This is a genomic window from Burkholderia sp. Ac-20379, from assembly GCF_017104645.1.
In the GTDB taxonomy this organism is placed as follows: domain Bacteria; phylum Pseudomonadota; class Gammaproteobacteria; order Burkholderiales; family Burkholderiaceae; genus Burkholderia.
The window spans coordinates 45,171-70,748 of record NZ_JAAGPF010000003.1 but is presented as its reverse complement, the minus strand read 5'-3'; the positions used below and the strand labels follow the sequence as shown (position 1 = coordinate 70,748).

The 25,578-nt window shown below is 66.3% G+C and carries 22 protein-coding genes and 1 pseudogene; 7 read left to right on the top strand and 16 right to left on the bottom strand.

The window, feature by feature from the left end; translation table 11 throughout:
* From G3N92_RS00895 to G3N92_RS00875, 5 genes and pseudogenes are all read left to right on the top strand, one after another.
* Positions 1 to 338: pseudogene (locus tag G3N92_RS00895) on the top strand (regulator); the annotation flags it as partial.
* A gap of 9 nt (positions 339 to 347) precedes the next feature.
* Positions 348 to 2,042, top strand: coding sequence for a single-stranded-DNA-specific exonuclease RecJ (gene recJ, locus G3N92_RS00890; protein WP_206125555.1), 1,695 nt, complete (start codon positions 348 to 350; stop codon positions 2,040 to 2,042).
* 208 nt (positions 2,043 to 2,250) lie between these two features.
* A protein-coding gene (gene prfB, locus G3N92_RS00885; RefSeq protein WP_206125554.1) for a peptide chain release factor 2 occupies positions 2,251 to 3,355 on the top strand; the annotation gives its coding sequence in 2 pieces (ribosomal slippage) (positions 2,251 to 2,331 and positions 2,333 to 3,355; 1,104 coding nt in all).
* A gap of 187 nt (positions 3,356 to 3,542) precedes the next feature.
* Positions 3,543 to 5,072 carry a lysine--tRNA ligase gene (lysS, locus tag G3N92_RS00880; RefSeq protein ID WP_206125553.1) on the top strand — a complete coding sequence of 510 codons (1,530 nt, stop codon included), beginning with the start codon at positions 3,543 to 3,545 and terminating at the stop codon, positions 5,070 to 5,072.
* Positions 5,073 to 5,376: 304 nt separating this feature from the next.
* Positions 5,377 to 6,078: a glycine zipper 2TM domain-containing protein gene (locus tag G3N92_RS00875; RefSeq protein WP_206125552.1), complete on the top strand. Its 702-nt coding sequence runs from the start codon at positions 5,377 to 5,379 to the stop codon at positions 6,076 to 6,078.
* Between the two features lie 121 nt (positions 6,079 to 6,199).
* Here G3N92_RS00875 and iscX read toward each other — a convergent pair whose 3' ends face one another.
* From iscX to G3N92_RS00815, 12 genes are all read right to left on the bottom strand, one after another.
* Positions 6,200 to 6,406, bottom strand: a complete 207-nt coding sequence (iscX, locus tag G3N92_RS00870) for a Fe-S cluster assembly protein IscX (protein WP_206125551.1) — start codon at positions 6,404 to 6,406, stop codon at positions 6,200 to 6,202.
* 27 nt (positions 6,407 to 6,433) lie between these two features.
* A complete protein-coding gene (gene fdx, locus G3N92_RS00865) occupies positions 6,434 to 6,775 on the bottom strand; it encodes an ISC system 2Fe-2S type ferredoxin (protein ID WP_206125550.1) in 342 nt (113 codons plus the stop codon).
* A gap of 82 nt (positions 6,776 to 6,857) precedes the next feature.
* On the bottom strand, positions 6,858 to 8,726 hold the full coding sequence (gene hscA, locus G3N92_RS00860) for a Fe-S protein assembly chaperone HscA (RefSeq protein WP_206125549.1): 1,869 nt from the start codon (positions 8,724 to 8,726) through the stop codon (positions 6,858 to 6,860).
* Between the two features lie 70 nt (positions 8,727 to 8,796).
* Positions 8,797 to 9,324 (bottom strand): Fe-S protein assembly co-chaperone HscB, encoded by a 528-nt coding sequence (hscB, locus tag G3N92_RS00855; protein ID WP_206125548.1) that lies wholly within the window; start codon positions 9,322 to 9,324, stop codon positions 8,797 to 8,799.
* A 94-nt stretch (positions 9,325 to 9,418) separates the two neighbouring features.
* On the bottom strand, positions 9,419 to 9,742 hold the full coding sequence (iscA, locus tag G3N92_RS00850) for an iron-sulfur cluster assembly protein IscA (RefSeq protein WP_206125547.1): 324 nt from the start codon (positions 9,740 to 9,742) through the stop codon (positions 9,419 to 9,421).
* Positions 9,743 to 9,854: 112 nt separating this feature from the next.
* Complete coding sequence (iscU, locus tag G3N92_RS00845; protein ID WP_206125546.1) at positions 9,855 to 10,262, bottom strand: Fe-S cluster assembly scaffold IscU; 408 nt, start codon at positions 10,260 to 10,262, stop codon at positions 9,855 to 9,857.
* A gap of 54 nt (positions 10,263 to 10,316) precedes the next feature.
* Positions 10,317 to 11,540 carry an IscS subfamily cysteine desulfurase gene (locus tag G3N92_RS00840; RefSeq protein WP_206125545.1) on the bottom strand — a complete coding sequence of 408 codons (1,224 nt, stop codon included), beginning with the start codon at positions 11,538 to 11,540 and terminating at the stop codon, positions 10,317 to 10,319.
* Positions 11,541 to 11,615: 75 nt separating this feature from the next.
* Positions 11,616 to 12,152, bottom strand: coding sequence for a Fe-S cluster assembly transcriptional regulator IscR (gene iscR / locus G3N92_RS00835; RefSeq protein ID WP_206125544.1), 537 nt, complete (start codon positions 12,150 to 12,152; stop codon positions 11,616 to 11,618).
* Between the two features lie 123 nt (positions 12,153 to 12,275).
* The gene (locus G3N92_RS00830) at positions 12,276 to 12,758 is read right to left on the bottom strand and encodes a low molecular weight protein-tyrosine-phosphatase (RefSeq protein WP_206125543.1); all 483 of its coding nucleotides are present in this window, start codon (positions 12,756 to 12,758) and stop codon (positions 12,276 to 12,278) included.
* 95 nt (positions 12,759 to 12,853) lie between these two features.
* Positions 12,854 to 13,069, bottom strand: coding sequence for a hypothetical protein (locus tag G3N92_RS00825; RefSeq protein ID WP_206125542.1), 216 nt, complete (start codon positions 13,067 to 13,069; stop codon positions 12,854 to 12,856).
* Positions 13,070 to 13,241: 172 nt separating this feature from the next.
* Positions 13,242 to 14,663, bottom strand: coding sequence for a lactate utilization protein B (locus G3N92_RS00820; protein WP_206125541.1), 1,422 nt, complete (start codon positions 14,661 to 14,663; stop codon positions 13,242 to 13,244).
* A 46-nt stretch (positions 14,664 to 14,709) separates the two neighbouring features.
* Complete coding sequence (locus tag G3N92_RS00815; protein WP_206125540.1) at positions 14,710 to 15,432, bottom strand: (Fe-S)-binding protein; 723 nt, start codon at positions 15,430 to 15,432, stop codon at positions 14,710 to 14,712.
* A gap of 190 nt (positions 15,433 to 15,622) precedes the next feature.
* Between G3N92_RS00815 and G3N92_RS00810 the strand changes: the two genes are divergently transcribed.
* On the top strand, positions 15,623 to 16,432 hold the full coding sequence (locus G3N92_RS00810; RefSeq protein WP_206125539.1) for an IclR family transcriptional regulator: 810 nt from the start codon (positions 15,623 to 15,625) through the stop codon (positions 16,430 to 16,432).
* A 101-nt stretch (positions 16,433 to 16,533) separates the two neighbouring features.
* Here the strand turns inward: G3N92_RS00810 and pbpG are convergent, their stop codons facing one another.
* Positions 16,534 to 17,676 carry a D-alanyl-D-alanine endopeptidase gene (gene pbpG / locus G3N92_RS00805; protein ID WP_206125558.1) on the bottom strand — a complete coding sequence of 381 codons (1,143 nt, stop codon included), beginning with the start codon at positions 17,674 to 17,676 and terminating at the stop codon, positions 16,534 to 16,536.
* A gap of 722 nt (positions 17,677 to 18,398) precedes the next feature.
* On the opposite strand from pbpG, the gene G3N92_RS00800 reads away from it, so the two are divergent.
* Positions 18,399 to 18,965: a phasin family protein gene (locus G3N92_RS00800; protein WP_206125538.1), complete on the top strand. Its 567-nt coding sequence runs from the start codon at positions 18,399 to 18,401 to the stop codon at positions 18,963 to 18,965.
* A gap of 211 nt (positions 18,966 to 19,176) precedes the next feature.
* On the opposite strand, the gene lpdA is transcribed toward G3N92_RS00800, so the two are convergent.
* The 3 genes from lpdA to aceE all read right to left on the bottom strand — a co-directional run bounded on the left by lpdA (position 19,177) and on the right by aceE (position 25,459).
* Positions 19,177 to 20,946, bottom strand: a complete 1,770-nt coding sequence (gene lpdA, locus G3N92_RS00795; RefSeq protein WP_206125537.1) for a dihydrolipoyl dehydrogenase — start codon at positions 20,944 to 20,946, stop codon at positions 19,177 to 19,179.
* A gap of 109 nt (positions 20,947 to 21,055) precedes the next feature.
* Positions 21,056 to 22,696, bottom strand: a complete 1,641-nt coding sequence (aceF, locus tag G3N92_RS00790) for a dihydrolipoyllysine-residue acetyltransferase (RefSeq protein ID WP_206125536.1) — start codon at positions 22,694 to 22,696, stop codon at positions 21,056 to 21,058.
* A gap of 66 nt (positions 22,697 to 22,762) precedes the next feature.
* Positions 22,763 to 25,459, bottom strand: coding sequence for a pyruvate dehydrogenase (acetyl-transferring), homodimeric type (gene aceE / locus G3N92_RS00785; protein WP_206125535.1), 2,697 nt, complete (start codon positions 25,457 to 25,459; stop codon positions 22,763 to 22,765).
* Positions 25,460 to 25,578 lie beyond the last annotated feature (119 nt).

Sequence of the window (25,578 nt, the reverse complement as noted above, 5' to 3'; positions counted from 1 at the left end):
TGGCGCTCGCCGCGCAGGTGCCCGCCGACGCGCCGCCGGCCGCGTTCGACGCGCTCGCCGGCAGCAACGCCGATCAAGACGACGCGCGCGCCACGCTGATCGAACTGGACGCGCTGACCGTTCCGTTCATCCAGCAGGACTGGTACCGCTGGCGCGACACGCTCGACGCGCTGGAGCGCGACTGGTTCGCCCCGGCGCTCGACGCGCTGCGTGCGGGCCGGGTGCGCGAACTGACGTTCACGCTGTGCGGCGACACCAGCGCCACGACGCTCGCCGCCACACGCGGCGATCTCCGCAAATTCTGGCGGCGCCGCGCGCTCGCCTCCCTGTTCGAATAACGCAAGCGCATGACCCGACTCGTCACCCGCGCGGCCTCGCCCGCCGACACCGAAGCCCTCGCCCGTCACGGCCTGCATCCCGTTCTCGCGCGCCTGTACGCGGCGCGCGGCGTCACCTGCCCCGAAGACATCGAAACGGCGCTGGCCCGCCTCGTGCCGCCCGCCAGCCTGAAGGGCTGCGAGGACGCCGCCGTGCTGCTGGCCGATGCGCTCGACGCGCGCAAGCGGATGCTGGTGGTGGCCGACTACGACTGCGACGGCGCCACCGCCTGCGCCGTGGCCGTGCGCGGCCTGCGCATGCTCGGCGCGAACATCGATTACCTCGTGCCGAACCGCTTCGAATACGGTTACGGCCTGACGCCCGAAATCGTCAAGCTCGCCGCCGCGCGCAAGCCGGATCTGCTGATCACGGTGGACAACGGCATCGCCAGCGTCGACGGCGTGGCCGCCGCCAACGCGCTCGGCATCGACGTGCTGGTGACCGATCACCACCTGCCCGGCGCGACGCTGCCGGACGCGCGCGCGATCGTCAATCCGAACCAGCCGGGCTGCGAGTTCCCGAGCAAGCACATCGCCGGCGTGGGCGTGATGTTCTACGTGCTGCTCGCGCTGCGCGCCGAACTGCGCCGCCGCGGCGCGTTCGGCGACGCCCGCCCGGAGCCGCGTCTCGACGGCCTGCTCGATCTGGTCGCGCTCGGCACCGTGGCCGACGTGGTGCGCCTCGACGGCAACAACCGCGTGCTGGTGGCGCAGGGCCTGCAACGAATCCGCAACGGCCGCATGCAGCCCGGCGTCGCCGCGCTGTTCCGCGCCGCCGCGCGCGAGGCGCGCACCGCCTCGGGCTTCGATCTGGGCTTCGGCCTCGGGCCGCGCCTGAACGCGGCCGGCCGGCTCTCGGACATGTCGCTCGGCATCGAATGCCTGACCACCGACGACGTGGGCCGCGCCTGGGAGCTGGCGCAGCAGCTCGACACCATGAACCGCGAGCGCCGCGAGATCGAAGCCGGCATGCAGCAGCAGGCGCTGGCCGATCTGGCCGATGTCGATCCGGCCGAGGCGGCCACCATCGTGCTGTTCAATCCCGAGTGGCATCAGGGCGTGATCGGCATCGTCGCGGGCCGGCTCAAGGAGAAGTTCCACCGCCCGTCGTTCACGTTCGCGCACGCCGACGAGAGCGGCGCGCGCGTCAAGGGCTCCGGCCGTTCGATCCCGGGCTTCCACCTGCGCGACGCGCTCGATCTGGTGTCGAAGCGCGAACCGGACCTGCTCGTCACGTTCGGCGGCCACGCGATGGCGGCCGGCGTCACGATCGAGACCGCCAACGTCGAGCGTTTCGCCGCCGCGTTCGAGGCGGTGGCGCGCGAATGGCTGTCGGCCGAGGCGCTCGCGCGCGTAGTCGAAACCGACGGCGACCTCGAGGATGCGTATTTCACGCCGCAGTTCGTCGAGCTGATCGACGCAGCCGTCTGGGGCCAGGGCTTCCCGGCGCCGCTGTTCTCGGGCGAATTCGAGGTGGCCTCGCAGGCGCTCGTCAAGGACAAGCACCTGAAGCTGCAACTGCTGCGCGGCCGCCAGCGCTTCGGCGCGATCTGGTTCAACCACACCGAGCCGCTGCCGGCGCGCGCGACCGTCGCCTACCGGCTCGCGAGCGACACCTGGAACGGCGTCACGCGCGTGCAGCTGATCGTCGAGCACGCCGCCTGAGGCGGCGCGGCGGGCCGCCCGGCCTGCCGCCGCGCTCGCCGGCAGCCGCTTCCCCGCCGGCCGGGCTTCGATCCTCCCCCCATTCCCAGGCCATCCGCGGCCGGGCCATCGCGCCGCCGCCGCGCGGCAGCCCCGCCGGGCATACCGGAGGGGCCGTCCGATCGGCTATAATTTCGCCTTTTCACGAAGCCGAAAAAGCGATCAACACATGGAAGCCGAACGCCTCAACGCGATCGAAAGCCTTCTCGCGGACCTGCGCCGGCGCGCAGGCGAGCTACGGGGGTATCTTTGACTACGACGTCAAATCCGCGCGTCTAGCCGAAGTCAACAAGGAACTCGAAGATCCGAACGTCTGGAACGATTCGAAGAACGCCCAGGCCCTCGGTCGCGAGAAGAAATCGCTGGAAGGCGTCGTGATGACGCTGACCGCGCTCGATAACGATCTCGGCGACGCCAGCGATCTGTTCGATCTCGCCCGCGACGAAGCCGACGAAGATACCCTCGTCGCCAGCGAGGCCGATGCCGCCGAACTCGAGAAGCGCGTCGCGGAAATCGAATTCCGCCGGATGTTCTCGAACCCGGCCGATCCGAACAACTGCTTCATCGACATCCAGGCCGGCGCCGGCGGCACCGAGGCTTGCGACTGGGCGTCGATGCTGCTGCGCCAGTACCTGCGCTACTGCGAGCGCAAGGGCTTCAAGACCGAAGTGCTCGAAGAATCCGACGGCGACGTGGCCGGCATCAAGAACGCCACGATCAAGGTCACGGGCGATTACGCCTACGGCTTCCTGCGCACCGAAACGGGCATTCACCGCCTCGTGCGCAAGTCGCCGTTCGATTCGTCGGGCGGCCGTCACACGTCGTTCTCGTCGGTGTTCGTCTATCCGGAAATCGACGATTCGGTCGAGATCGAGGTGAACCCGGCCGACCTGCGCATCGATACCTATCGTGCGTCGGGCGCGGGCGGTCAGCACATCAACAAGACCGACTCCGCCGTGCGGATCACGCACATGCCCACCGGCATCGTGGTGCAGTGCCAGAACGACCGTTCGCAGCACCGCAACCGCGCCGAAGCCATGGCGATGCTGAAGTCGCGCCTGTACGAAGCCGAAATGCGCAAGCGCCAGGCCGAGCAGGACAAGCTCGAATCGAGCAAGACGGACGTGGGCTGGGGCCACCAGATCCGCTCCTACGTGCTCGACCAGAGCCGCGTGAAGGATCTGCGCACCAACGTCGAAATGAGCAACACCCGCGCCGTGCTCGACGGCGATCTCGACGATTTCATCGGCGCCAGCCTGAAACAGGGTGTCTGATCGTCAGGGCGGCCTCGCGCCGCCCGCCCCACGCGGCGATACCGCGCGCTTCGCGCGATCGCCGCGGCCCCCGCGCCCGGCCCGCCGGACGCACCCGCAGCACCGGCCCGACCGAGCTGTCGCATTTGCCGCACTCGCCGCATCTGTCACGCGCCGCATCCGTGTCACCCACCGAATTCCGACCATCATGACCGAACCGACCCAACCGCAGCAGGCCGCGCCCGCGACCGACGAAAACCAGATCATGGCCGAGCGCCGCGAGAAGCTGCGCGCGCTGCGCGAGCAGGGCGTCGCCTATCCGAACGATTTCCAGCCGACGCACCACGCCGCCGACCTGCAATCGGGCCACGCGGACGACGACAAGGACGCGCTCGAAGCCAAGGCGCTCGAAGTCAAGCTGGCCGGCCGGATGATGCTCAAGCGCGTGATGGGCAAGGCCGCGTTCGCCACCGTGCAGGACGGCTCGGGCCAGATCCAGTTCTTCATCACGCCGGCCGACGTCGGCGCCGAAACCTACGACGCGTTCAAGAAGTGGGACCTCGGCGATATCGTCGCCGCGCGCGGCCAGCTGTTCCGCACCAACAAGGGCGAGCTGTCGGTCAAGTGCGTGGAACTGCGCCTGCTGTCGAAGGCGCTGCGCCCGCTGCCGGACAAGTTCCACGGCCTGGCCGACCAGGAAACGCGCTACCGCCAGCGCTATGTCGACCTGATCGTCTCGCCCGAAACGCGCAACACGTTCCGCGCGCGCACCAAGGCGATCGCCTCGATCCGCAAGTTCATGGCCGACGCCGATTTCATGGAAGTCGAAACGCCGATGCTGCACCCGATCCCGGGCGGCGCCACGGCCAAGCCGTTCGTCACGCACCACAACGCGCTCGACATGGAAATGTTCCTGCGGATCGCGCCGGAGCTCTACCTGAAGCGGCTGGTCGTGGGCGGCTTCGAACGCGTGTTCGAAATCAACCGGAATTTCCGTAACGAGGGCGTGTCGCCGCGCCACAACCCGGAATTCACGATGATGGAGTTCTACGCGGCGTACACCGACTATCGCTGGTTGATGGACTTCACCGAGCAGGTGATCCGCCAGGCCGCGATCGACGCGCTCGGCACCGCGACGATCCAGTATCAGGGCCGCGAGCTCGATCTGGCCAAGCCGTTCCATCGCTTGACGATCACGCAGGCGATCCAGAAGTACGCGCCCGACTACACCGATGCGCAACTGGCCGACGTGGCCTTCCTGCGCACGGAACTGAAGCGCTTCGGCGTGGACGTCGGCCAGCCGGCGTTCCTGAACGCCGGCATCGGCTCGCTGCAACTGGCGCTGTTCGAGGAAACCGCCGAATCGCAGCTGTGGGAACCGACCTACATCATCGACTACCCCGTCGAAGTCTCGCCGCTCGCGCGCGAGTCGGACACGGTGCCGGGCATCACCGAGCGCTTCGAGCTGTTCATGACGGGCCGCGAAATCGCCAACGGCTTCTCGGAGCTGAACGATCCGGAAGATCAGGCCGCGCGCTTCAAGAAGCAGGTCGACCAGAAGGATGCGGGCGACGAGGAAGCGATGTACTTCGACGCCGACTACATCCGCGCGCTCGAATACGGCATGCCCCCGACGGGCGGCTGCGGCATCGGCATCGACCGCCTCGTGATGCTGCTCACCGACAGCCCGACGATCCGCGACGTGCTGCTGTTCCCGCACCTGCGCCGCGAAGACTGAGCCGCCTGATCGCACTGGCCGGCGGGTGACGCCCGCGGCCGGTGCAATGCCTTGCCTCGGGCCGCGCGTTCGCCGCGGCCCTTCCCCCCGCCTTCCTTACGACCGACAGCTTTGTAACGGTGCGTAACATTGCCCCGCGACGGCACGCATGCATTGACGCGGATCAATGGCCGACCGGCCTCGCCGCCGCGCCTGGTCGAACCTGCCAGCGGTAATCGTTACATCTTGATACGCCGGCACCGGTCGGAATGATCGACACTCGTCGACAGAAAATAACGCACACGAAGTGCGCTGGAGAGTCGATATGGACAACCCGAACCACGCAAACAACGCCACCGCTACCGAATCGCCGCGCAAACGCCTTCATCCGCTCGTCGCCACCGCTGCAGGCGCGGTGATCGTCGCCAGCCTGGCCGCCACCGCCGCCATCACCGGCGTGCTGCCGAAGGCCGGCGGTTCGCCGTCGGCGTCCACGCCGCCGGCCGCAATCGACACGGCCGCGCCGGCCAGCGGCGCCGCCAATGCCCAGACCGCGCTACAGGCGCAGCAAGCCGCGCCGCCTGCACAAGCCATGCAATCGGCCGCAACGCGCGCGCCGGCGCAACCCGAACCGGCCGCCGCGCCGCAGCCGCCGCAATATGCGCAACAACCGGCCCAACCGCAGGCCGCCGTCTGCCATACGTGCGGCACCGTGGTCGCGATCACCGAAACGCGCACCGAAGGCCACGGCACCGGGATCGGCGCGATCGGCGGCGCTGCCGCCGGCGGCCTGATCGGCAACCAGTTCGGCAGCGGCGGCGGCCGCACCGCGATGACCATCGTCGGCGCGCTCGGCGGCGGCCTGGCCGGTAATTCGGTCGAGAAGCACATCCGCAGCGAAACCACGTATCACGTGCGGGTGCGCATGCAGAGCGGCGCGGAACGCAGCTTCACGTATCGCAACCCGCCGCCGTTCGGTCAGGGCGAGCGCGTGCACATCGAACGCGGCACGCTGGCGGCCGGCTGATCGCCTGCCCGCACACGTCGACGCTGCCGTTCCGCAGCGTCCGAATGCAAAAACGGCCGGTTGACGTCATGTCAACCGGCCGTTTTTTCGTGCTGCGCCGCGCTGTTGGCACGGCCCGCGCTCACGCGTCGTCGAAATCCGATTCGTCGATCCACAGCAACTGGATCGCCTCGAGGATTTTCTCGCCCGAGCGGTCGGGCGCATCGTCGAACCCGTCGAGACCGAGCACCCACTGGTGCAGATCGGTGAAGCGGATCGTCTTCGGATCCACGTCGGGAAACTTGTCGGCCAGCGCGATGGCGATCGCGCGCGAATCGGTCCATTTCATCGTCGCACCTCCTGATTCCGGAACGGGTCAGTGATTCTCTTTGGCGTGATTGATCGTGTACTTCGGGATCTCGACGACGAGATCCGAATTTTCCTCGACGATCGCCTGGCACGACAGGCGCGACTGCGGCTCCAGGCCCCAGGCGCGGTCGAGCAGGTCGTCCTCGTCCTCTTCGGACGGTGTCAGATCGTTGAAGCCTTCGCGCACGATCACGTGGCAGGTCGTGCAGGCGCACGACTTCTCGCAGGCGTGCTCGATCTCGATACCGTTCTCGAGCAGGTTGTCGCAGATGCTCTTGCCGGGCGTCGCATCGATCACCGCGCCATCCGGGCACAGTTCGACGTGGGGCAAAACTACGAGTTGGGGCATGTCGGTTCCGTGATTCGTCAATGGCGCGCCGGGCGCGCCGTCCCGCATCGCGCCCAAGCGGGCACGATGCCGTTGTTCATTCTCAGATCTCGTCGAGCTTGCGGCCCTTGAGCGCGCGGCGGATGTTCTTGTCCATGCGACGCGCCGCGAATTCGTCGGTGCCCTCGGCCAGCGCCTTGGTTGCCGCATCGATCGCGTCGGTGTCGTCGCCGCCCGCAAGCGAACGCAGTGCGGCGATCAGCGCATCGATCGCGGCGCGCTCGTCGGCGTCGAGCAGGTCGGGATCGACCGCCAGCGCCGCCTCGGTCGCCTCGATCACGCGCTGCGCTTCCACCTGCGCTTCGCGCAGCGCGCGGGCGCGCATGTCGATGTCGGCCGTCTTGAAGCTGTCCTCGAGCATCTTGGCGATGTCGTCGTCGGCCAGGCCGTACGACGGCTTGACCACCACCGAGGCTTCCACGCCCGAATGCTGCTCGCGTGCGAACACCGACAGCAGCCCGTCCGCGTCGACCTGATAGGTCACGCGAATCCGCGCCGCGCCGGCCGTCATCGGCGGAATGCCGCGCAGCTCGAAACGCGCGAGCGAGCGGCAATCGGCCACCAGTTCGCGTTCGCCCTGCACGACGTGGATCGCCATCGCCGTCTGGCCATCTTTGAAGGTGGTAAATTCCTGCGCACGCGCGACGGGGATCGTCGAGTTGCGCGGAATGATCTTCTCGACCAGGCCGCCCATGGTTTCGACGCCGAGCGACAGCGGAATCACGTCGAGCAGCAGCCAATCGTCGCCGTTCGCGCGGTTGCCGGCCAGCAGATCGGCCTGCACGGCCGCGCCGAGCGCGACCACCTGATCGGGATCGAGATTGACGAGCGGCGGCTGGCCGAAGAAGCGTTCGACGGCCGCGCGGATCACCGGCATGCGCGTCGCGCCGCCCACCAGCACGACGCCCTTGATGTCGGCCGGCGTGACCTGCGCGTCGCGCAGCGCCTTGCGCGTGGGCGACAGCGTACGCGCGACGAGTGGCTCGACCAGCGCGGCGAAGGTATCGGCCGCGATGGTTTGCGCGATCGCGACGCCGGTGGAGAGCGTCAGCTCGAACGCAGCCTGCGGCGCGTCCGACAGCGCTTCCTTGACGGCACGCGAGCGGTCGAGCAACGCGCGCACGTCTTCGGCCGACAGCGCCGCGCGGTCGATGCCGGCTTCGGCCAGCACGTGCGCGAACAGCGCGTGATCGAAATCGTCGCCGCCGAGCGCCGAATCGCCGCCGGCCGCCAGCACTTCGAACACGCCCTTGGTCAGCTTGAGGATCGACAGGTCGAACGTGCCGCCGCCGAGATCGTAGACGGCATAGAGGCCTTCCGCGCCATTGTCGAGCCCGTAGGCGATCGCGGCGGCGGTCGGTTCGTTGAGCAGGCGCAGCACGTTCAGGCCGGCCAGACGCGCGGCGTCCTTGGTCGCCTGGCGCTGCGCATCGTCGAAATAGGCCGGCACCGTGATGACCGCGCCGACCAGCTCGTCGCCGAGCGTATCTTCGGCGCGCTGACGCAGCGTCGCGAGAATCTCGGCCGACACCTCGACCGGGCTCTTGACGCCGTCGATCGTGCGGATCTGCACCATGCCCGGCGCATCGACGAAATCGTACGGCGCGTTGGCCGCATGTTCGACCTCGGCCTTGCCGCGGCCCATGAAGCGCTTGACCGACACGATCGTGTTGCGCGGATCGCTGGCCGCCGCGTCCTTGGCCGCGTAGCCGAATTGACGGCCGCCCTTCTCGAGATAGCGCACCACGGACGGCAGCAGCATGCGGCCTTCGTCGTCGGGCAGCACTTCGGGCACGCTGTTGCGCACCGAAGCCACCAGCGAATTGGTCGTGCCGAGATCGATGCCGACTGCGAGGCGCCGCTGATGCGGCGCGGGCGCCATGCCGGGTTCGGAGATTTGCAGTAAAGCCATCGGTTTTATCGGTGAGGGGCGCATCGCCCCGCTTGCAACGCACGCCGCAACGAACGCGGCGCGTGCGCGGTTAGTCTTCGAGACGCTCGATCTGCGTGGCCACTTCGGCGGCGACACGCTCGATGAACATCAACTGCCGCACGGCCTCGGCCGCGCCCTGGTTCGATCCGCTGTCGAGCAGCGCCGCGAGCTTGTCGAGCCGCACGCGCTTTTCGCCGCGCAGCTCGCCGAGCAGCGCGTCGAGCGCATCGACGTTCTTCGCTCCGGCGGCATCCTCGATCGCCTCGCGCCATTCCATCTGCTGCATCAGGAAGGCCGGCTCCATCGCCGTGTTGTTCTCCGCGCCGACATCGACGTCGCGCAGCGACAGCAGGTAGATGGCCCGCGTCAACGGGTCGCGCAGCGTCTGATACGCCTCGTTCGCGCGCGTGGCCCATTGCATCGCGACGCGCTTTTGCGCGTCGCCGGCCGCCGCGAAGCGGTCCGGATGCACCTGCGATTGCACGGTGCGATACGCGGTGTCGAGCGCGTCGGCGTCGAGCGCGAACTGCGTCGGCAGATGAAAGAGTTCGAAGAAGCTGTCTTTCAGCGAAATCATCGCGTTGCGTTCCAACCTGATCGTGAGCGCGGCGCGAGCCGCACAAGAAAAAGGCGGCCTGTGCCGCCTGTCGCCCGCATCGCGCGGCGCTTCGTCAGATGCGGAACGACTCGCCGCAGCCGCACTCGTCCTTGACGTTCGGGTTGTTGAACTTGAAGCCTTCGTTCAAGCCCTCGCGCGCGAAGTCGAGCTCGGTGCCGTCGATGTAGGCGAGGCTCTTCGGATCGACCACGACCTTCACGCCATGGCTCTCGAACACTTGATCTTCGCCTGCCACGTCGTCGACGTATTCGAGCTTGTACGCGAGGCCCGAGCAGCCGGTCGTGCGCACGCCGAGCCGCAGGCCCAGCCCCTTGCCGCGTCGCGTCAGGTACTTCTGAACGTGTTGCGCTGCTTTTTCGGTCAGTGTGATTGCCATGATGTTCCTGGTCGCCCGCGCCGCGCGCAGGCGTCTTCCTCGATGAACCCCGCCGCCGCGCCCAAGGCGCCGGCGGCGTACCGCGTGCCGTATGCCCGAAGCGTCAGCGCGCTCAGGCAGCCTGGCCGTCTTCGGCCGTGGCGTCGTGACGCTTGCGATAGTCGGCCACGGCCGCCTTGATCGCATCTTCGGCGAGGATCGAGCAGTGGATCTTCACCGGCGGCAGCGCCAGTTCCTCGGCGATCTGCGTGTTCTTGATGGCCAGCGCCTGGTCGAGCGTCTTGCCCTTGACCCATTCGGTCACGAGCGAGCTCGAGGCGATGGCCGAGCCGCAGCCGTACGTCTTGAACTTCGCGTCTTCGATCAGGCCATCGGCGCCGACGCGAATCTGCAGCTTCATCACGTCGCCGCAAGCCGGCGCGCCGACCATGCCGGTGCCGACCGCATCGTCGTCCTTCGCGAACGAACCGACGTTACGCGGGTTTTCGTAGTGATCCAGAACCTTGGTGCTGTAAGACATGATTCGACTCCTTGATACGTTGCGTGTGCGCGGCACCGGCCGCGCGACCTTCGTTCAGTGTGCGGCCCACTCGATCGTCGACAGATCGACGCCGTCCTTGTGCATTTCCCAGAGCGGCGACAGATCGCGCAGCTTGGCGATCTTGCCCTGCAGCAGGTTGATCACGTAATCGACGTCCTGCTCGGTCGTGAAACGGCCGACCGTGAAGCGGATCGAGCTGTGCGCCAGCTCGTCGTTGCGGCCCAGCGCGCGCAGCACGTAGGACGGCTCCAGCGAGGCCGACGTGCAGGCCGAGCCCGACGACACGGCCACGTCCTTGATCGCCATGATCAGCGATTCGCCTTCGACGAAGTTGAAGCTGATGTTCAGGTTGTGCGGGACACGCTGCTCCATGTCGCCGTTCACGTAGGTTTCCTCGATCTGCGACAGGCCGCGCAGCAGCTTGTCGCGCAGCGCGCGCACGCGCTCGTTCTCGACCGCCATTTCCTCGCGCGCGATGCGGAACGCCTCGCCCATGCCGACGATCTGGTGCGTCGCCAGCGTGCCCGAACGCATGCCGCGCTCGTGACCGCCGCCGTGCATCTGCGCTTCGATGCGCACGCGCGGCTTGCGGCGCACATACAGCGCGCCGATGCCCTTCGGGCCGTAGGTCTTGTGCGCCGAGAACGACATCAGGTCGACCTTCAGCGTGGCCAGATCGATCGCGACCTTGCCCGTCGACTGCGCTGCGTCGACGTGGAACACGATGCCCTTTTCGCGGCAGATCTCGCCGATCGTCGCGATGTCCTGCACCACGCCGATTTCGTTGTTCACGTGCATGACCGACACCAGGATCGTGTCGGCGCGCAGCGCGGCCTTGAACGCGTCCAGATCGATCAGGCCGTCGTCCTTGACGTCGAGGTACGTGACGTCGAAGCCTTCGCGCTCGAGTTCGCGGCAGGTGTCGAGCACGGCCTTGTGCTCGGTCTTCACCGTGATGATGTGCTTGCCCTTGCCCTGGTAGAAGTGCGCCGCACCCTTGATCGCCAGGTTGTCCGACTCGGTCGCGCCCGACGTCCAGATGATTTCGCGCGGATCCGCGTTGACCAGCGCCGCCACCTGCTCGCGCGCTTCTTCGACTGCGCGCTCCGCATCCCAACCGTAGGCATGGCTGCGCGATGCGGGGTTACCGAACTGCTCGCGCAGATACGGCACCATCTTGTCGACCACGCGCGGATCGACCGGGGTCGTCGCGCTGTAGTCCATGTAGATGGGCAGGTGAGGAGTATCGTTGTTCATCTGTCGCTCCGGGTATTCGTTCAATGCAGGGACATTCTTTTTAAATGCTGGATCTGGCGCCGCGGCGTGCGTGCGTCAGGAACTCGCGATGTTGAACACCGAGTTCGGACCGAGCGGCATCGCACGCACGGTCTCGACGGGGGCAGCCGGTTCCGGCGCGCGGCGATCGCGCAGCACGGCGGGCGCCCCCTCGCGAGCGCGCTGCTGATCGACGAGATCCTGCAGCGACACCGAATCGAGGTATTCGACCATTTTCTGGTTGAGCGTCGACCACAGCTCGTGCGTCATGCAATGGCCGTCGGGCTGCTTGGTGCCTTCGCACGTGCCCTTGCCGCCGCATTGCGTCGCGTCGAGCGGCTCGTCGACCGCAATGATGATGTCGGCCACCGTGACATCGGCCGTGCGGCGCGCGAGATTGTAGCCGCCGCCCGGCCCGCGGACCGATTCGACGATCTCGTGGCGGCGCAGCTTGCCGAACAACTGCTCCAGGTACGAGAGCGAGATCCGTTGGCGCTGGCTGATGCCTGCAAGCGTCACCGGCCCCTGCTCCTGACGCAGTGCCAAGTCGATCATCGCCGTGACGGCGAAACGGCCTTTCGTAGTGAGTCTCATAGTCGTAGGGGACAGCAAGCTTGACGATTTTGGTCAAGTATAAATATCTGACGCTTTTAGTCAAGTATCCCTGCCCGGGAAAGGGGATTCAGCAACCGCTTCAGACCCATGGCGATCGCCGGGTCAGCCGTTCGTGCGGCCGCGCAGATCGGCGAGCAAGCCGGCGCAGGCGCGTTCGCACTGATCGAGCACACGCTCGAACCCCGCTGCGCCGCCAAAATAAGGGTCGGCCACTTCGCGCTCGGCGGCGTCGCCGGCGAATTCCATCAGCAAGCGGATCTTGTGCCGGTGCTCGGCCGGGCTGCGACGCTGCAATTCGGCCAGATTGGCCTCGTCCATCGCGAGCAGCAGATCGAACCGCGCGAAATCGGCCGTGGCCACCTGCCGCGCACGCAGCGCCGACAGGTCGTAACCGCGCCGCTCGGCCGCCTGGCGCGCCCGCGCATCGGGCGCTTCGCCGACATGCCAGTCGCCGGTGCCGGCCGAATCGATCTCGATCGCGTGATCGAGGCCCGCCGCGCCGACCTGCTGGCGCATCACGCCCTCCGCGGTCGGAGAACGGCAGATGTTGCCAAGGCAGACGAAGCAGATCGACGCGGGTTTCATCGTGCGGCCGGATCGCGGCAAACAGCCGCGGAAAGAGGAAGCGCGCGATTATACAGGCGCGCTTCGATTCCCGTGGCAGGCCGGCTCGACATGGCTTAGAGCGACTTCACCGTCGCCATCGGCGCGCCCGACGCGGCGTCGGCCGAATCGCCGACCAGCCCGAACGACACCGTGCGGGCCAGTTCGGCCGACACTTGCGCGATCGGTTGCGGTTCGCTGGGGCGCGCGGCGTTCGACGCGTGCAGATACGCGATGGCGGCAAGCGGGACGATGATCGCGAGCGGCCAGTAGATCGATATTGTCTTTCTCATGATGCGACCTCCGGTTCAAGCCTGTCGAATCCAGTGCTCGACATTGACAGAGGCTATTCTATAGATCGCATCTATTGAGATAAATCATCAAATAGCGAACGCAGTGTTGTCGCGCGGCGAACAGTCGCTCGCTATGCACGATGCCCGCCGCGTGCTACCGACCTGCGCCGGATCAGCCGATATGCGTCTTCGACGCCGCGTACAGTTCTCGGAACGTGCGGCCGGTGGGCGTCGGCAGATCGCGCGTGTCGGTCCAGCCGGCGGCGAACGGCAGCTTCGCGATGCCGCGGCCCGAGGCCTTGTCGCCGCCCACACGTTCGAGGATCCGCACGGCGAGCTTGGTCGCGAGGCCGTACAACCGCGGCCGGCGCACCGCGAAGCCCCACACGGCCAGCGCCGCGCGCTCGCGCCACGGCCGCATGCCCCGCTCCACCTGCTTCTCGCGCAGTGTGCGCAGCAGGCCCGACAGCGGAATGCCGACCGGGCAGACGCTGTCGCATTCGCCGCACAGCGTGGCCGCCTGCGGCAGGTCGGGCGCGCGATCGAGCCCGACGTAGCTCGGCGTCAGCACCGACCCCATCGGCCCCGGATAGACCCAGCCATAGGCGTGGCCGCCAACCTTCTGATAAACGGGGCAATGGTTCATGCACGCGCCGCAACGAATGCAGCGCAGCATCTCCTGGAACTCGCCGCCGAGCAGCCCGGTGCGCCCGCCGTCGACCAGCACCACATAGTTGTGCTCGGGGCCGTCCTCGTCCTGCGGGCCGCGCGGGCCGGTCAGCAGCGAGAAATAGTTCGAGGTCTTCTGCCCCGTGGCCGAGCGCGGCAGCAGGCGCATCGCCGTGGCGAGATCCTCCAGTGTCGGCAATACCTTCTCGATGCCGGTCACGGCCACGTGCACGCGCGGCATGACGGTGCACATGCCCTCGTTGCCCTCGTTCGTGACGAGCGCCACCGAGCCGGTTTCGGCCACCACGAAATTGCCGCCCGTCAGCCCCATGTCCGCGCCGAGGAAATGCGGACGCAGCACGTCGCGCGCTTCGCGCGTCATGGCCGGGATGTCGGTCAGGCGCGGCCGGTCGTGGACGCGCGCGAACAGGTCGGCGATCTCGTCGCGATCCTTGTGCACCACCGGCGCGATGATGTGGCTCGGCGCCTCGTTGTCGTTGATCTGCAGGATGTACTCGCCCAGATCCGTCTCGACCGACTGCACGCCCATCTCGGCCAGCACCGCGTTGATGCGCATCTCCTCGGACACCATCGACTTGGTCTTGATGACCTTCTTCACGTCGTGGCGCTTCGCGATGTCGGCCACCAGCTTCGCCGCGTCGGCCATCGATTCGGCGAACAGCACCGTGGTGCCGCGCCGCGTGGCCTCGCGCTCGAACGCGTCGAGCCAGACGTCGAGATGCTCGAGCGCACGGTTGCGGCGCGCCTTCAGCGCGGCGCGCGTGGCCACGAAGTCGATCTGCCCGATCGCTTCGGCGCGCGCCGACACGAACTTGGTCGACAGCTTCTTGAGGTTCTGCTGGAGGCGCTGATCGGCGAGCTTCTGGCCCGCGCGCGCCTTGAACTGCATCGATTGAACTTGCATGGCTGGCTGATTCGGCTGGCGGCAGGAGAACGGGAAAAAACGGCGCTTACAGATCGCCGGCGAGCACCTGCGCGACGTGCAGCACGCGCGTGTCGCGATCGCCGGTGCGGCGCAGCCGCCCTTCGATATTGAGGATGCAGCCGAGATCGCCGAGCACGACGGTGCGCGCGCCGCTGGCCTGCACGTTCGCGCACTTTTCGTCGACGATCGCGGTGGAAATGTCGCCGTACTTGACGGCAAACGTGCCGCCGAAGCCGCAGCAGTGCTCGCAATCCTTCATCTCGACCACGTCCACGCCGCGTTGCGCGAGCAGCGCGCGCGGCTGCGCCTTGACGCCGAGCTCGCGCAGGCCCGAGCAGGCGTCGTGATAGGTGACGGGGCCCACGAATTCGCCGGGCGGCAGCGTCACCTTGGCCACGTTCAGCAGGAAATCGGTCAGCTCGTAGGTGCGCTCGCGCAGCCGGCCATAACGCGTCATCAGGTCGGGATCGTCGCGGAACAGGTCGCCATAATGCGTGCGGATCATGCCGCCGCACGAGCCGGACGGCACCACCACGTAATCGAACGATTCGAATTCGCGCAGCGTCTTTTCCGCCAGGTCGCGCGCGAGGGCGCGATCGCCCGAGTTGTAGGCGGGCTGGCCGCAGCAGGTTTGCGCGGGCGGCACGTCCACCTCGAACCCGGCGTCGCGGATCAGCTTCAACGCGGAAAACCCGATTTCGGGCCGCATCAGGTCGATGAGACAGGTAACGAACAATCCGACTCGCATGGCGGCTCCTTCGAGAAAACGTCGCTCATTATCCGTGGTTCGGCGCGACGGACCAACGCCGGCCGCCCCGAATCGGTGAAAACACGGCCTGCGCACCGTTGCGAGCCTCTCCTCGAACGGCGTTCGCTTTTTTCACCATACGAGATACAATCGGCTCCTCACCGCTTGACAGGTCAACTGATTTTTCACGATGAGCACTCCGACTCCGGACCCGAAGACGTCGATCCAGGTGATCGAACGCATGATGCGGCTGCTCGACGCCCTCGCCGACCACAGCGATCCCGTCAGCCTGAAGGAGCTTGCCCAGCGCACGGAACTGCACCCGTCCACGGCGCACCGCATCCTCAACGACATGGTGACCTGTCGCCTCGTCGACCGCTCCGACCCGGGCACCTATCGGCTCGGCATGCGCCTGCTCGAACTCGGCAATCTCGTGAAGGCCCGCCTGTCGGTACGCGACGCGGCGTTGACGCCGATGCGCGAACTGCATCGCACGACCGGGCAGACCGTCAACCTGTCGGTGCGTCAGGGCGACGAGATCGTCTATATCGAGCGCGCCTACTCCGAGCGCTCGGGCATGCAGGTGGTGCGCGCGATCGGCGGCCGTGCGCCGCTGCATCTGACCTCGGTCGGCAAGCTGTTCCTGGCCGCCGACGAAACCACGCGCGTGCGCGCCTACGCCACGCGCACCGGCCTGTCCGGCCATACGCAGAACAGCATCACCGATCTGGGCAAGCTCGAACGCGAGCTGTCGATCGTGCGCCAGCAGGCGTGCGCGCGCGACAACGAGGAACTGGAGCTCGGCGTGCGCTGCATCGCCGCCGGCATCTACGACGATTCGGGCAAGCTGGTGGCCGGCTTGTCGCTGTCCGCGCCGGCCGACCGCCTGCAGGATGCCTGGCTCGGCCAGATCAGCCATACCGCGCTGACGATTTCCGAAGCGCTCGGCTACCGGCCGCCGAAGGAACCGGAAAACCTCGCGTTCGCGAAGTCGGTCTGACATCGGCGCGCGATTCCGGGCTCGGCCCTGCGAGCCGGGCGCCCCAAACAAAAAGCCCCGCGACAGCGGGGCTTTTTTCATGGCGCACAGCGAACCGGCGATCAGGTGCCGCCGGCTGCCGTGTTGGCCGCCGTCAGGCGCTCGCCGCCGCCGGCGTCGAGCCAGTTGCGCACGCGCACCGCATCGGCCGTACGCGAGTACTTGCCGAACGAATCGAGCAGCACCATCACGATCGGACGGCCGTGCACGGTCGTCTGCATCACGAGGCATTCGCCGGCTTCGTTGATGAAGCCCGTCTTCTGCACGCCGATATCCCACGATGGATTGCGCACCAGCGCGTTCGTGCTGTTGTAGACCAGCGAACGCTTGCCGGTGAACACCGTGTAGGTGCGATCGGTCGAGAAACGGCGGATCAGCGGATATTGGTACGCCGCGTCGATCATCTTCACGAGGTCGCGGGCGCTCGACACATTCAGAACCGTCAGACCCGTCGAGTTCTCGAAATGCGTATCGGTCATGCCAAGCGACTTCGCCTTGGCATTCATCGCCGCGATGAATGCCGGACGGCCGCCCGGGTAGTAGCGCGACAGCGCCGCCGCTGCGCGATTTTCCGACGCCATCAGTGCGATGTGCAGCATGTCCTCGCGCGACAGAACCGACCCCACGGACAGTCGCGAACCCGTACCCTTCTCGTAGTCGCGGTCTTCGTCCGTGACTTCGATCTGCTCGGCGAGCGGCGCCTTCGAATCGAGCACGACCATGGCGGTCATGAGCTTCGAGATCGAGGCGATCGGCACCACCGAGTGCGAATTCTTGTCGAACAGCGGCTCCGAGGTGCCCTGATCGACGACGTAGGCCACGCTCGAGCGCAGCGCGAGCGCATCGGGCGCCTCGTGCAGGCCGAACGCCTGCGATTGGCGCGGCTCGAACGCCACGCGGCGCACGGCGCCATGATGGCGGCCCGGCACGGCGGCCAGCGTCACGCGCTTGCGGCCCTTGTGCGGCTCGGCAGCGGCGACGCGCGCGGCTTTCTTCTCGGCGGCGACGGTGCGCTTCTTGCCCTTCGCGGCGGCGACAGGCTTGGCGGCGGCTTTCGAGGATTTATGGGTTTTGGCGGTCGCGGCCAGCGCATCGACAGGCGCGACGGCGGCCGAGGCGACGAGCATCGACACAGCCACGGACACCGCGGTGCCGAGGGCCGCGCCGTGCATCATCTTCAGCGGCGAAAACAGTGAGACTTTCATTGGGGTCTGTGCAGAGCGGCGGGAGGTTTCCGCAAGTGTAGTAAAACCAGAAAAAATAAGCAATTTTAGGCACTTACCGGTTTTCGTTAAACCGGATTGTAAGAGTCGATTGCCTTGAGACAATCGCCCTCCCGTTTCCATTTATAAAACCTAATGGCGACACCTGCTTGCAACCGGACGCCGGCCGGATAACCGGTATAACGGCGCCGCGGCAACGAATTGCAGCGGAAAACAAAAAGAACTTGTAGCACGAACGAGAACGAACCGCTCGGCGCACGTCGGCCTGCCTGACAAAACGGAAGCCTGCACCACATGCGCGAACGGCGTTTTTCGACCGGGATGCATAGCAAACGTTCCATCTGCCGTTTCGGTTTACCTGATCGGAAAACAGGTAAACCCGCAACCCGCCGCGCCACGCGATCCGGCCGGCCGACCGTGAATGGTGCGTATGCACACCTGAAACGTGTTCGCCGTGTGACAGTGCATGCACCGAAACCGATTCCATATGAAACGATCCAAGCCTTTGTTTTTCCGTAAGAATTACAAATTTGTGCAGCGCACAAATAGCACTTGACAAGCGATCTGAACGCCCTAAAATGGGAACCGTTGTTGCGATGCACCAACGCATTGCGCCAGACATCGCATACCGTTCGTGCCTTCTAAGTTGAGCCATTCACTCACGCGATCGCTACCTAGCCGCGATCGTCAATCAGGAGCCTGACATGTCCGTGCTGACCCCGGAACAAATCGCCGCCGCCCAGAAAGCCAACCTCGAAAGCCTGTTCGGCCTGACGACGAAAGCCTTCGAAAGCGTCGAAAAGCTGATCGAATTGAACGTGCAAGTCGTGAAGTCGACGCTCGCGGAAAGCCAGGAAAACGTGCAGCGCGCGCTGTCGGTCAAGGACGCGCAGGAGCTGGTCGCACTGCAAGCCAGCCTGGCTCAGCCGGCCGCCGAGAAGGCCCTGGCCTACGGCCGTCACCTGTACGACATCGCCACGTCGGCCCAAGCCGAGTTCGCGAAGGTTGCTGAAGCGCAGTACGAAGATCACAACCGCAAGGTTCAGGCACTCGTCGACAACGTCGCGAAGAACGCCCCGGCCGGTTCGGAAACGGCTGTCGCCGCGCTGAAGTCGGCAATCAACGCCGTCAACACGTCGTACGAAACGGTGCACAAGGCCACGAAGCAAGCCGTCGAAATCGCCGAATCGAACTTCAACGCCGCTGCCGCCGTCGCCACGAAGGCCGCTACGGCCGCCGCCGCACGCCGCGCACCGGTCGCCAAGGCCTAAGCGTTCAAAGGGCATACCGCCTGCGGCCCCGAACACCGGGCCGCCAAGAAAAAACCGCGCAATCGCGCGGTTTTTTTTCGCCTGTCTCCAGGGCCTGCCCTTCCCTGTTCCCGTCGGCCTCGAAGAAAACGGCCCCGCCCGGACGAACCGGAACGGGGCCGTGTTGCCCGCGACGCGCCCGGCCCGAAGGCCGAGGCGCGCCACGCAGCGCTTACTTCTTCTTGCGCACCGGCGGCAGATCGGTACACACGCCTTCATACAGCTCGGCGGCCATCCCGACCGATTCGCCCAGCGTCGGGTGCGGATGGATCGTCTTGCCGATGTCCTCGGCGTCCGCGCCCATCTCCACCGCGAGGCAGACTTCGCTGATCAGGTCGCCCGCGTTCAGGCCGACGATACCGCCGCCGATCACGCGATGCGTTTCCTCGTCGAACAGCAGCTTCGTGAAGCCCTCGTCGCGGCCGTTGGCGATCGCGCGGCCCGATGCGGCCCACGGGAACACAGCCTTGCCGAACTTGATGCCTTCGGCCTTGCACTGCTCTTCCGTCTTGCCGGCCCAGGCCACTTCCGGATCGGTGTAGGCCACCGACGGAATCTGCAGCGCGTCGAAGTACGCCTTCTCGCCATGCGCCGCTTCGGCTGCCACGTGGCCTTCATGCACGGCCTTGTGCGCCAGCATCGGCTGACCGACGATGTCGCCGATCGCGAAGATGTGCGGCACGTTGGTGCGCAGTTGCTTGTCGACTTCGATGAAGCCGCGATCCGTCACCGTCACGCCCGCCTTGTCGGCGCCGATCTTCTTGCCGTTCGGGCTGCGGCCCACGGCAACCAGCACCAGGTCGTAGCGCTGCGCTTCGGCCGGCGCCTTCTCGCCTTCGAACTTGACGTAGATGCCGTCTTCCTTCGCTTCGGCGCCCACCGTCTTCGTCTTCAGCATGACGTTGCCGAAACGCTTGGCGTTGTACTTCTCCCAGACCTTCACGAGATCGCGGTCCGCGCCCATCATCAGGCCGTCCATCATCTCGACCACGTCGATCTCGGCGCCGAGCGTCGAGTAGACGGTGGCCATTTCGAGGCCGATGATGCCGCCGCCGATCACGAGCATGCGCTTGGGCAACTGGCGCAGTTCGAGCGCGCCGGTCGAATCGACCACGCGCGGATCTTCCGGCATGAACGGCAGCTTCACCGGCTGCGAACCGGCCGCGATGATCGCCTGCTTGAACTTGACGACCTTCTTGCCGTTCTCGCCCTGCACTTCCATGTGATACGGATCGACGAACGTGCCGAGGCCCGTCACGACCTCGACCTTGCGGGCCTTGGCCATGCCGGCCAGGCCGCCGGTCAGCTTGCCGACCACGCCCGACTTGAAGTCGCGCAGCTTGTCGAGGTTGACTTCGGGCTTGCCGAACGCGATGCCGTGATCGGCCAGCGCCGCCGCTTCCTCGACCACCAGCGCCGTGTGCAGCAGCGCCTTCGACGGGATACAACCGACGTTCAGGCACACGCCGCCAAGCGTCGAATAGCGCTCGACGATCACCGTCTTCATGCCGAGGTCGGCCGCGCGGAACGCGGCCGAATAGCCGCCGGGGCCGGCGCCGAGCACGAGCATGTCGCATTCGATGTCGGCGCTGCCCGAGTAGCTGCCCGCCTGCGGCGCTGCCGCCGGGGCGGCCTTCTCGGCCGGCTTGTCGGCCGGCTTCTGCGCCGGGGCTTCGGCGGCCTTGGCCGGCGCGGCTGCGGCCGCGGCGCCTTCGAGCACCACGATCAGCGTGCCTTCCGACACGTTGTCGCCCACCTTGACCTTCACTTCCTTGACGACGCCGGCTTCCGAGCTCGGCACGTCCATCGTGGCCTTGTCCGATTCGAGCGTGACGAGCGATTGCTCCTTCTCGACCGTGTCGCCCGCCTTCACCAGCACTTCGATGACGGGAATTTCCTTGAAGTCGCCGATGTCCGGCACTTTCACTTCGATGAGACTCATGAACTGTCCCCTGAATATATGGGCTACCGCCGACCGCACGAGGCACCGCGCCGGCCGCGCGGCGCTTCGAAAGCGCACCGCACGGCAGGCAGACGGATGCCGTCGGGGATCAGAGAATCACGCGGCGGAAATCGCCGAGGATCGTCGCGAGGTATGCGTTGAAACGTGCCGCCGCCGCGCCGTCGATCACGCGGTGATCGTAGGACAGCGACATCGGCAGCGTCAGACGCGGCACGAACTGCTTGCCGTCCCACACCGGCTTCATCGCACCGCGCGACAGGCCGAGGATGGCGACTTCCGGCGCGTTCACGATCGGCGTGAAGTGCGTGCCGCCGATGCCGCCCAGCGACGAGATCGAGAAGCAACCGCCTTGCATCTGGTCCGGCTTCAGCTTGCCGTCGCGGGCCGCCTTCGACAGATCGGCCATTTCCTTGGCGATGTCGGCGAGGCCCTTCTTGTCCGCGTCGCGAATCACCGGCACGACCAGGCCGTTCGGCGTGTCGGCCGCGAAACCGATGTGGTAGTACTGCTTCAGGATCAGGTTGTCGCCGTCGAGGCTCGCGTTGAAGTTCGGGAACTTCTTCAGCGCCGCGACCACGGCCTTGATCACGAACGCCAGCATCGTGAACTTCACGCCGGACTTTTCGTTTTCCTTGTTCAACTGCACGCGCAGCGCTTCCAGATCGGTGATGTCCGCTTCGTCGTTGTTCGTGACGTGCGGGATCATGACCCAGTTGCGGTGCAGGTTCGCGCCCGAGATCTTCTTGATGCGCGACAGCGGCTGCGCCTCGACCGGACCGAACTTCGTGAAGTCGATCTTCGGCCACGGCAGCAGGTTCAGCTCGCCGCCGCCCGCCGGCGCCGCAGCGGCCGCCGCCGGTGCGCGCTGGCCGGTCATCACGCCCTTCACGAACGCGGTGATGTCTTCCTTCGTGATACGGCCCTTCGGACCGGTGCCGCCCACGCTGCCGACGTCCACGCCGAGTTCGCGCGCGAACTTGCGCACCGACGGCGAAGCATGGCTGGCCTTGCCGCTCGAAGCGACGGCCGGCGCCGGCGCGGAGGCCTGCGCTGCGGCCGGCTTCGATTCGGCTTGTGCCGGTGCGGCCTTCGGCGCTTCCGCCTTCGGCGCCTCGGCCTTCGGTGCGGCAGCCGCCGGTGCTGCGCCTTCGCCGCCTTCGAGCACGACGATCAGCGTGCCTTCCGACACGTTGTCACCGAGCTTGACCTTGATTTCCTTGACGACGCCGGCGGCCGGGCTCGGCACGTCCATCGTGGCCTTGTCCGATTCGAGCGTGACGAGCGATTGCTCCTTCTCGACCTTGTCGCCGACCTTCACGCCGATCTCGATGACCGGAATGCCCTTGAAGTCGCCGATATCCGGCACCTTCACGTCGATCGTGCCGCCGCCGGCTGCCGGCGCGGCTTCCTTCGGTGCCGCGGCTTCCTGCTTCGGCGCCTCGGCCGGCGCAGCTTCCTGCTTGGGCGCCTCGGCCTTCGCTTCGCCCGCATCGCCCTCGAGGATCACGATCAGCGTGCCTTCCGACACGTTGTCGCCAACCTTGACCTTCACTTCCTTGACCGTGCCCGCTTCCGAGCTGGGCACGTCCATCGTCGCCTTGTCCGACTCGAGCGTGACGAGCGATTGCTCCTTCTCGACCTTGTCGCCAACCTTGACGAGCACTTCGATAACCGGAATTTCGTTGAAATCGCCGATATCCGGCACCTTGACTTCGATCGCTTGACTCATCTGTATGTGTCTCCTGGGTCGCGCGCGCCGTCACCGGCGAGCGCGACATGACATGGCACGTTTGCGTTAAACCGTCATCGGATTGGGCTTCGACGGATCGAGGTCGTACTTCTTGATCGCCTCGGCCACGACCTTGCGGTCGATCGTGCCTTCGTCGGCCAGCGCGTTCAGCGCGGCGACGGTCGTCCAGTAGCGGTCCACCTCGAAGAAGTGGCGCAGCGCCTTGCGCGTGTCCGAGCGGCCGTAGCCGTCGGTGCCGAGCACGACGAAGCGGCGGTCGATCTGGCCGCGGATCTGGTCGACCAGTGCGCGCACGTAGTCGGTCGAGGCGATGACCGGGCCTTGCGTGTCCTTCAGCAGCTTCTGGACATGCGACTGGCGACGCTCTTCGGTCGGGTTCAGCAGGTTCCAGCGCTCGACTTCGTGACCTTCGCGGGCCAGTTCGGTGAAGCTCGGCACGCTCCAGAGGTCGGCGGCGACGCCCCAGTCGTTCTTGAGCAGTTCGGCGGCGGCGATCACCTCGTTGAAGATCGTGCCCGCGCCGAGCAGTTGCACGCGCGGCGCCTTCGCGTCGGCGTCGGCCTTCTTGAACGCGTACATGCCCTTGATGATGTCGGCAGCCACGTGCTCGCCCTGCGGAATCGCCGGGTGCTCGTAGTTCTCGTTCATCACCGTGATGTAGTAGTACACGTCTTCCTGATCCGCGACCATGCGTTGCAGACCGTTCTGGATGATCACGGCCAGCTCGTAGCCGAACGTCGGGTCATAGCTGACGCAGTTCGGCACCGAAGCCGCCCACAGCAGCGAGTGACCGTCTTCGTGCTGCAGGCCTTCGCCGTTCAGCGTCGTGCGGCCGGCGGTGCCGCCCAGCAGGAAGCCGCGCGAACGCATGTCGCCCGCCGCCCAGGCCAGGTCGCCGATCCGCTGGAAGCCGAACATCGAATAGAAGATGTAGAACGGCACCATGATCTCGTTGTGCGTGGAGTACGACGTTGCCGCCGCGATCCAGTCGCACATGCCGCCTGCTTCGTTGATGCCTTCCTGCAGGATCTGGCCGGTTTCCGATTCCTTGTAGAACATCAGCTGATCGGAATCTTCCGGCACGTACTTCTGGCCTTGCTGATTCCAGATGCCGATCTGGCGGAACAGGCCTTCCATGCCGAACGTGCGCGATTCGTCCGGGACGATCGGCACCACGCGCTTGCCCAGCGCCTTGTCCTTCAGCAGGATGTTCAGGATCCGCACGAACGCCATCGTCGTGGAGATCTCGCGGCCTTCGCCCGTGCCCTTGAGCAGCGGTTCGAACGCGTCGAGCACCGGCACCGGCAGCGATTCCGCCTTCTGGCGGCGCTGCGGCAGGTAGCCGCCGAGCGCCTGGCGGTGCTGGCGCATGTATTCGAGTTCCTTCGAGCCTTCCTCGAACTTCAGGTAAGGCACGTCGCCGATCACGTCGTCGGCGATCGGCAGGCGGAACTGGTCGCGGAAGCGCTTCAGTTGCTCCACCGGCAGCTTCTTCTGCTGGTGCGTGATGTTCATGGCCTGACCGGCCTCGCCCATCCCGTAGCCCTTGATGGTCTTCGCCAGGATGACCGTCGGCTGGCCCTTCGAGTTGCTGGCCTCGTGGAACGCCGCGTAGATCTTGTGCGGATCGTGACCGCCGCGGTTCAGGTTCCAGATGTCGTCGTCGGACCAGTCGGCGACCAGCGCCTTCAGTTCCGGCGTGTTGAAGAAGTGCTCGCGGACATACGCGCCCGATTCCGACTTGTACGTTTGGTACTCGCCGTCGACCACGTCCATCATGCGGCGCATCAGCGCGCCCGTCTTGTCGCGGGCCAGCAGCGAATCCCAGCGGCTGCCCCAGATGATCTTGATGACGTTCCAGCCGGCGCCGCGGAATTCCGATTCCAGTTCCTGGATGATCTTGCCGTTGCCGCGCACCGGGCCGTCCAGACGCTGCAGGTTGCAGTTGATCACGAACACCAGGTTGTCGAGGCGTTCGCGGCTGGCCATGCCGATCGCGCCGAGCGATTCCGGCTCGTCGGTCTCGCCGTCGCCGAGGAACGCCCAGACCTTGCGGCCCTGCGTCTTGGCGATGCCGCGCGCTTCCATGTACTTCATGAAGCGTGCCTGATAGATCGCCATGATCGGGCCGAGGCCCATCGAGACGGTCGGGAACTGCCAGAAATCGGGCATCAGCCACGGGTGCGGGTACGACGAGATGCCGTTGCCGCCCACTTCCTGACGGAAGTTGTCGAGTTGATCTTCCGACAGACGGCCGAGCAGGAACGCGCGCGAGTAGACGCCCGGCGACGAGTGGCCCTGCACGAAGATCAGATCGCCGCCGTGTTCGGCCGACGGGGCATGCCAGAAGTGGTTGTAGCCGACGTCATACAACGTCGCGGCCGAGGCGAACGAGGCGATGTGGCCGCCCACGTTGGTGTCCTTGCCGGCGCGCAGCACCATCGCCAGCGCGTTCCAGCGCGTGTACGAACGGATGCGGTGCTCGAGATCCTGGTCGCCCGGGTTCTTGGCCTGCTGGCCGACGGGGATCGTGTTGATGTACGGGGTGTTCGCGGAGAACGGCAGATGTTCGCCGTTCATGCGGGCGAATTCGATCTGCTTCTCGATGAGGTAGTGCGCGCGGCCAGGACCGACGGACGAAATCACGCCGTCCAGCGCTTCGAGCCATTCGACGGTTTCCTGAGCGTCTTCGTCGTGCTCGGCGGCAACATACTTCATCACTTCATTGGGTACGGCGGACATGCTCGTCTCCTGAGTCCTGAGTGTGAGGATTGCGCTGCGTGCAGACGACGCGATTCGACCGGCTGCGGCAAGCTCCCGGCGGATTGTACGGAGGCTCCGCGGGCCGATGCAACAAAATT

What these genes read in the sequence shown, in the direction of transcription:
- recJ (WP_206125555.1), top strand. Translation starts at nt 348, where the DNA reads ATGACCCGACTCGTCACCCGCGCGGCCTCGCCCGCCGACACCGAAGCC.
- lysS (WP_206125553.1), top strand. Translation starts at nt 3,543, where the DNA reads ATGACCGAACCGACCCAACCGCAGCAGGCCGCGCCCGCGACCGACGAA.
- G3N92_RS00875 (WP_206125552.1), top strand. Translation starts at nt 5,377, where the DNA reads ATGGACAACCCGAACCACGCAAACAACGCCACCGCTACCGAATCGCCG.
- iscX (WP_206125551.1), bottom strand. Translation starts at nt 6,406, where the DNA reads ATGAAATGGACCGATTCGCGCGCGATCGCCATCGCGCTGGCCGACAAG.
- fdx (WP_206125550.1), bottom strand. Translation starts at nt 6,775, where the DNA reads ATGCCCCAACTCGTAGTTTTGCCCCACGTCGAACTGTGCCCGGATGGC.
- hscA (WP_206125549.1), bottom strand. Translation starts at nt 8,726, where the DNA reads ATGGCTTTACTGCAAATCTCCGAACCCGGCATGGCGCCCGCGCCGCAT.
- hscB (WP_206125548.1), bottom strand. Translation starts at nt 9,324, where the DNA reads ATGATTTCGCTGAAAGACAGCTTCTTCGAACTCTTTCATCTGCCGACG.
- iscA (WP_206125547.1), bottom strand. Translation starts at nt 9,742, where the DNA reads ATGGCAATCACACTGACCGAAAAAGCAGCGCAACACGTTCAGAAGTAC.
- iscU (WP_206125546.1), bottom strand. Translation starts at nt 10,262, where the DNA reads ATGTCTTACAGCACCAAGGTTCTGGATCACTACGAAAACCCGCGTAAC.
- G3N92_RS00840 (WP_206125545.1), bottom strand. Translation starts at nt 11,540, where the DNA reads ATGAACAACGATACTCCTCACCTGCCCATCTACATGGACTACAGCGCG.
- iscR (WP_206125544.1), bottom strand. Translation starts at nt 12,152, where the DNA reads ATGAGACTCACTACGAAAGGCCGTTTCGCCGTCACGGCGATGATCGAC.
- G3N92_RS00830 (WP_206125543.1), bottom strand. Translation starts at nt 12,758, where the DNA reads ATGAAACCCGCGTCGATCTGCTTCGTCTGCCTTGGCAACATCTGCCGT.
- G3N92_RS00825 (WP_206125542.1), bottom strand. Translation starts at nt 13,069, where the DNA reads ATGAGAAAGACAATATCGATCTACTGGCCGCTCGCGATCATCGTCCCG.
- G3N92_RS00820 (WP_206125541.1), bottom strand. Translation starts at nt 14,663, where the DNA reads ATGCAAGTTCAATCGATGCAGTTCAAGGCGCGCGCGGGCCAGAAGCTC.
- G3N92_RS00815 (WP_206125540.1), bottom strand. Translation starts at nt 15,432, where the DNA reads ATGCGAGTCGGATTGTTCGTTACCTGTCTCATCGACCTGATGCGGCCC.
- G3N92_RS00810 (WP_206125539.1), top strand. Translation starts at nt 15,623, where the DNA reads ATGAGCACTCCGACTCCGGACCCGAAGACGTCGATCCAGGTGATCGAA.
- pbpG (WP_206125558.1), bottom strand. Translation starts at nt 17,676, where the DNA reads ATGAAAGTCTCACTGTTTTCGCCGCTGAAGATGATGCACGGCGCGGCC.
- G3N92_RS00800 (WP_206125538.1), top strand. Translation starts at nt 18,399, where the DNA reads ATGTCCGTGCTGACCCCGGAACAAATCGCCGCCGCCCAGAAAGCCAAC.
- lpdA (WP_206125537.1), bottom strand. Translation starts at nt 20,946, where the DNA reads ATGAGTCTCATCGAAGTGAAAGTGCCGGACATCGGCGACTTCAAGGAA.
- aceF (WP_206125536.1), bottom strand. Translation starts at nt 22,696, where the DNA reads ATGAGTCAAGCGATCGAAGTCAAGGTGCCGGATATCGGCGATTTCAAC.
- aceE (WP_206125535.1), bottom strand. Translation starts at nt 25,459, where the DNA reads ATGTCCGCCGTACCCAATGAAGTGATGAAGTATGTTGCCGCCGAGCAC.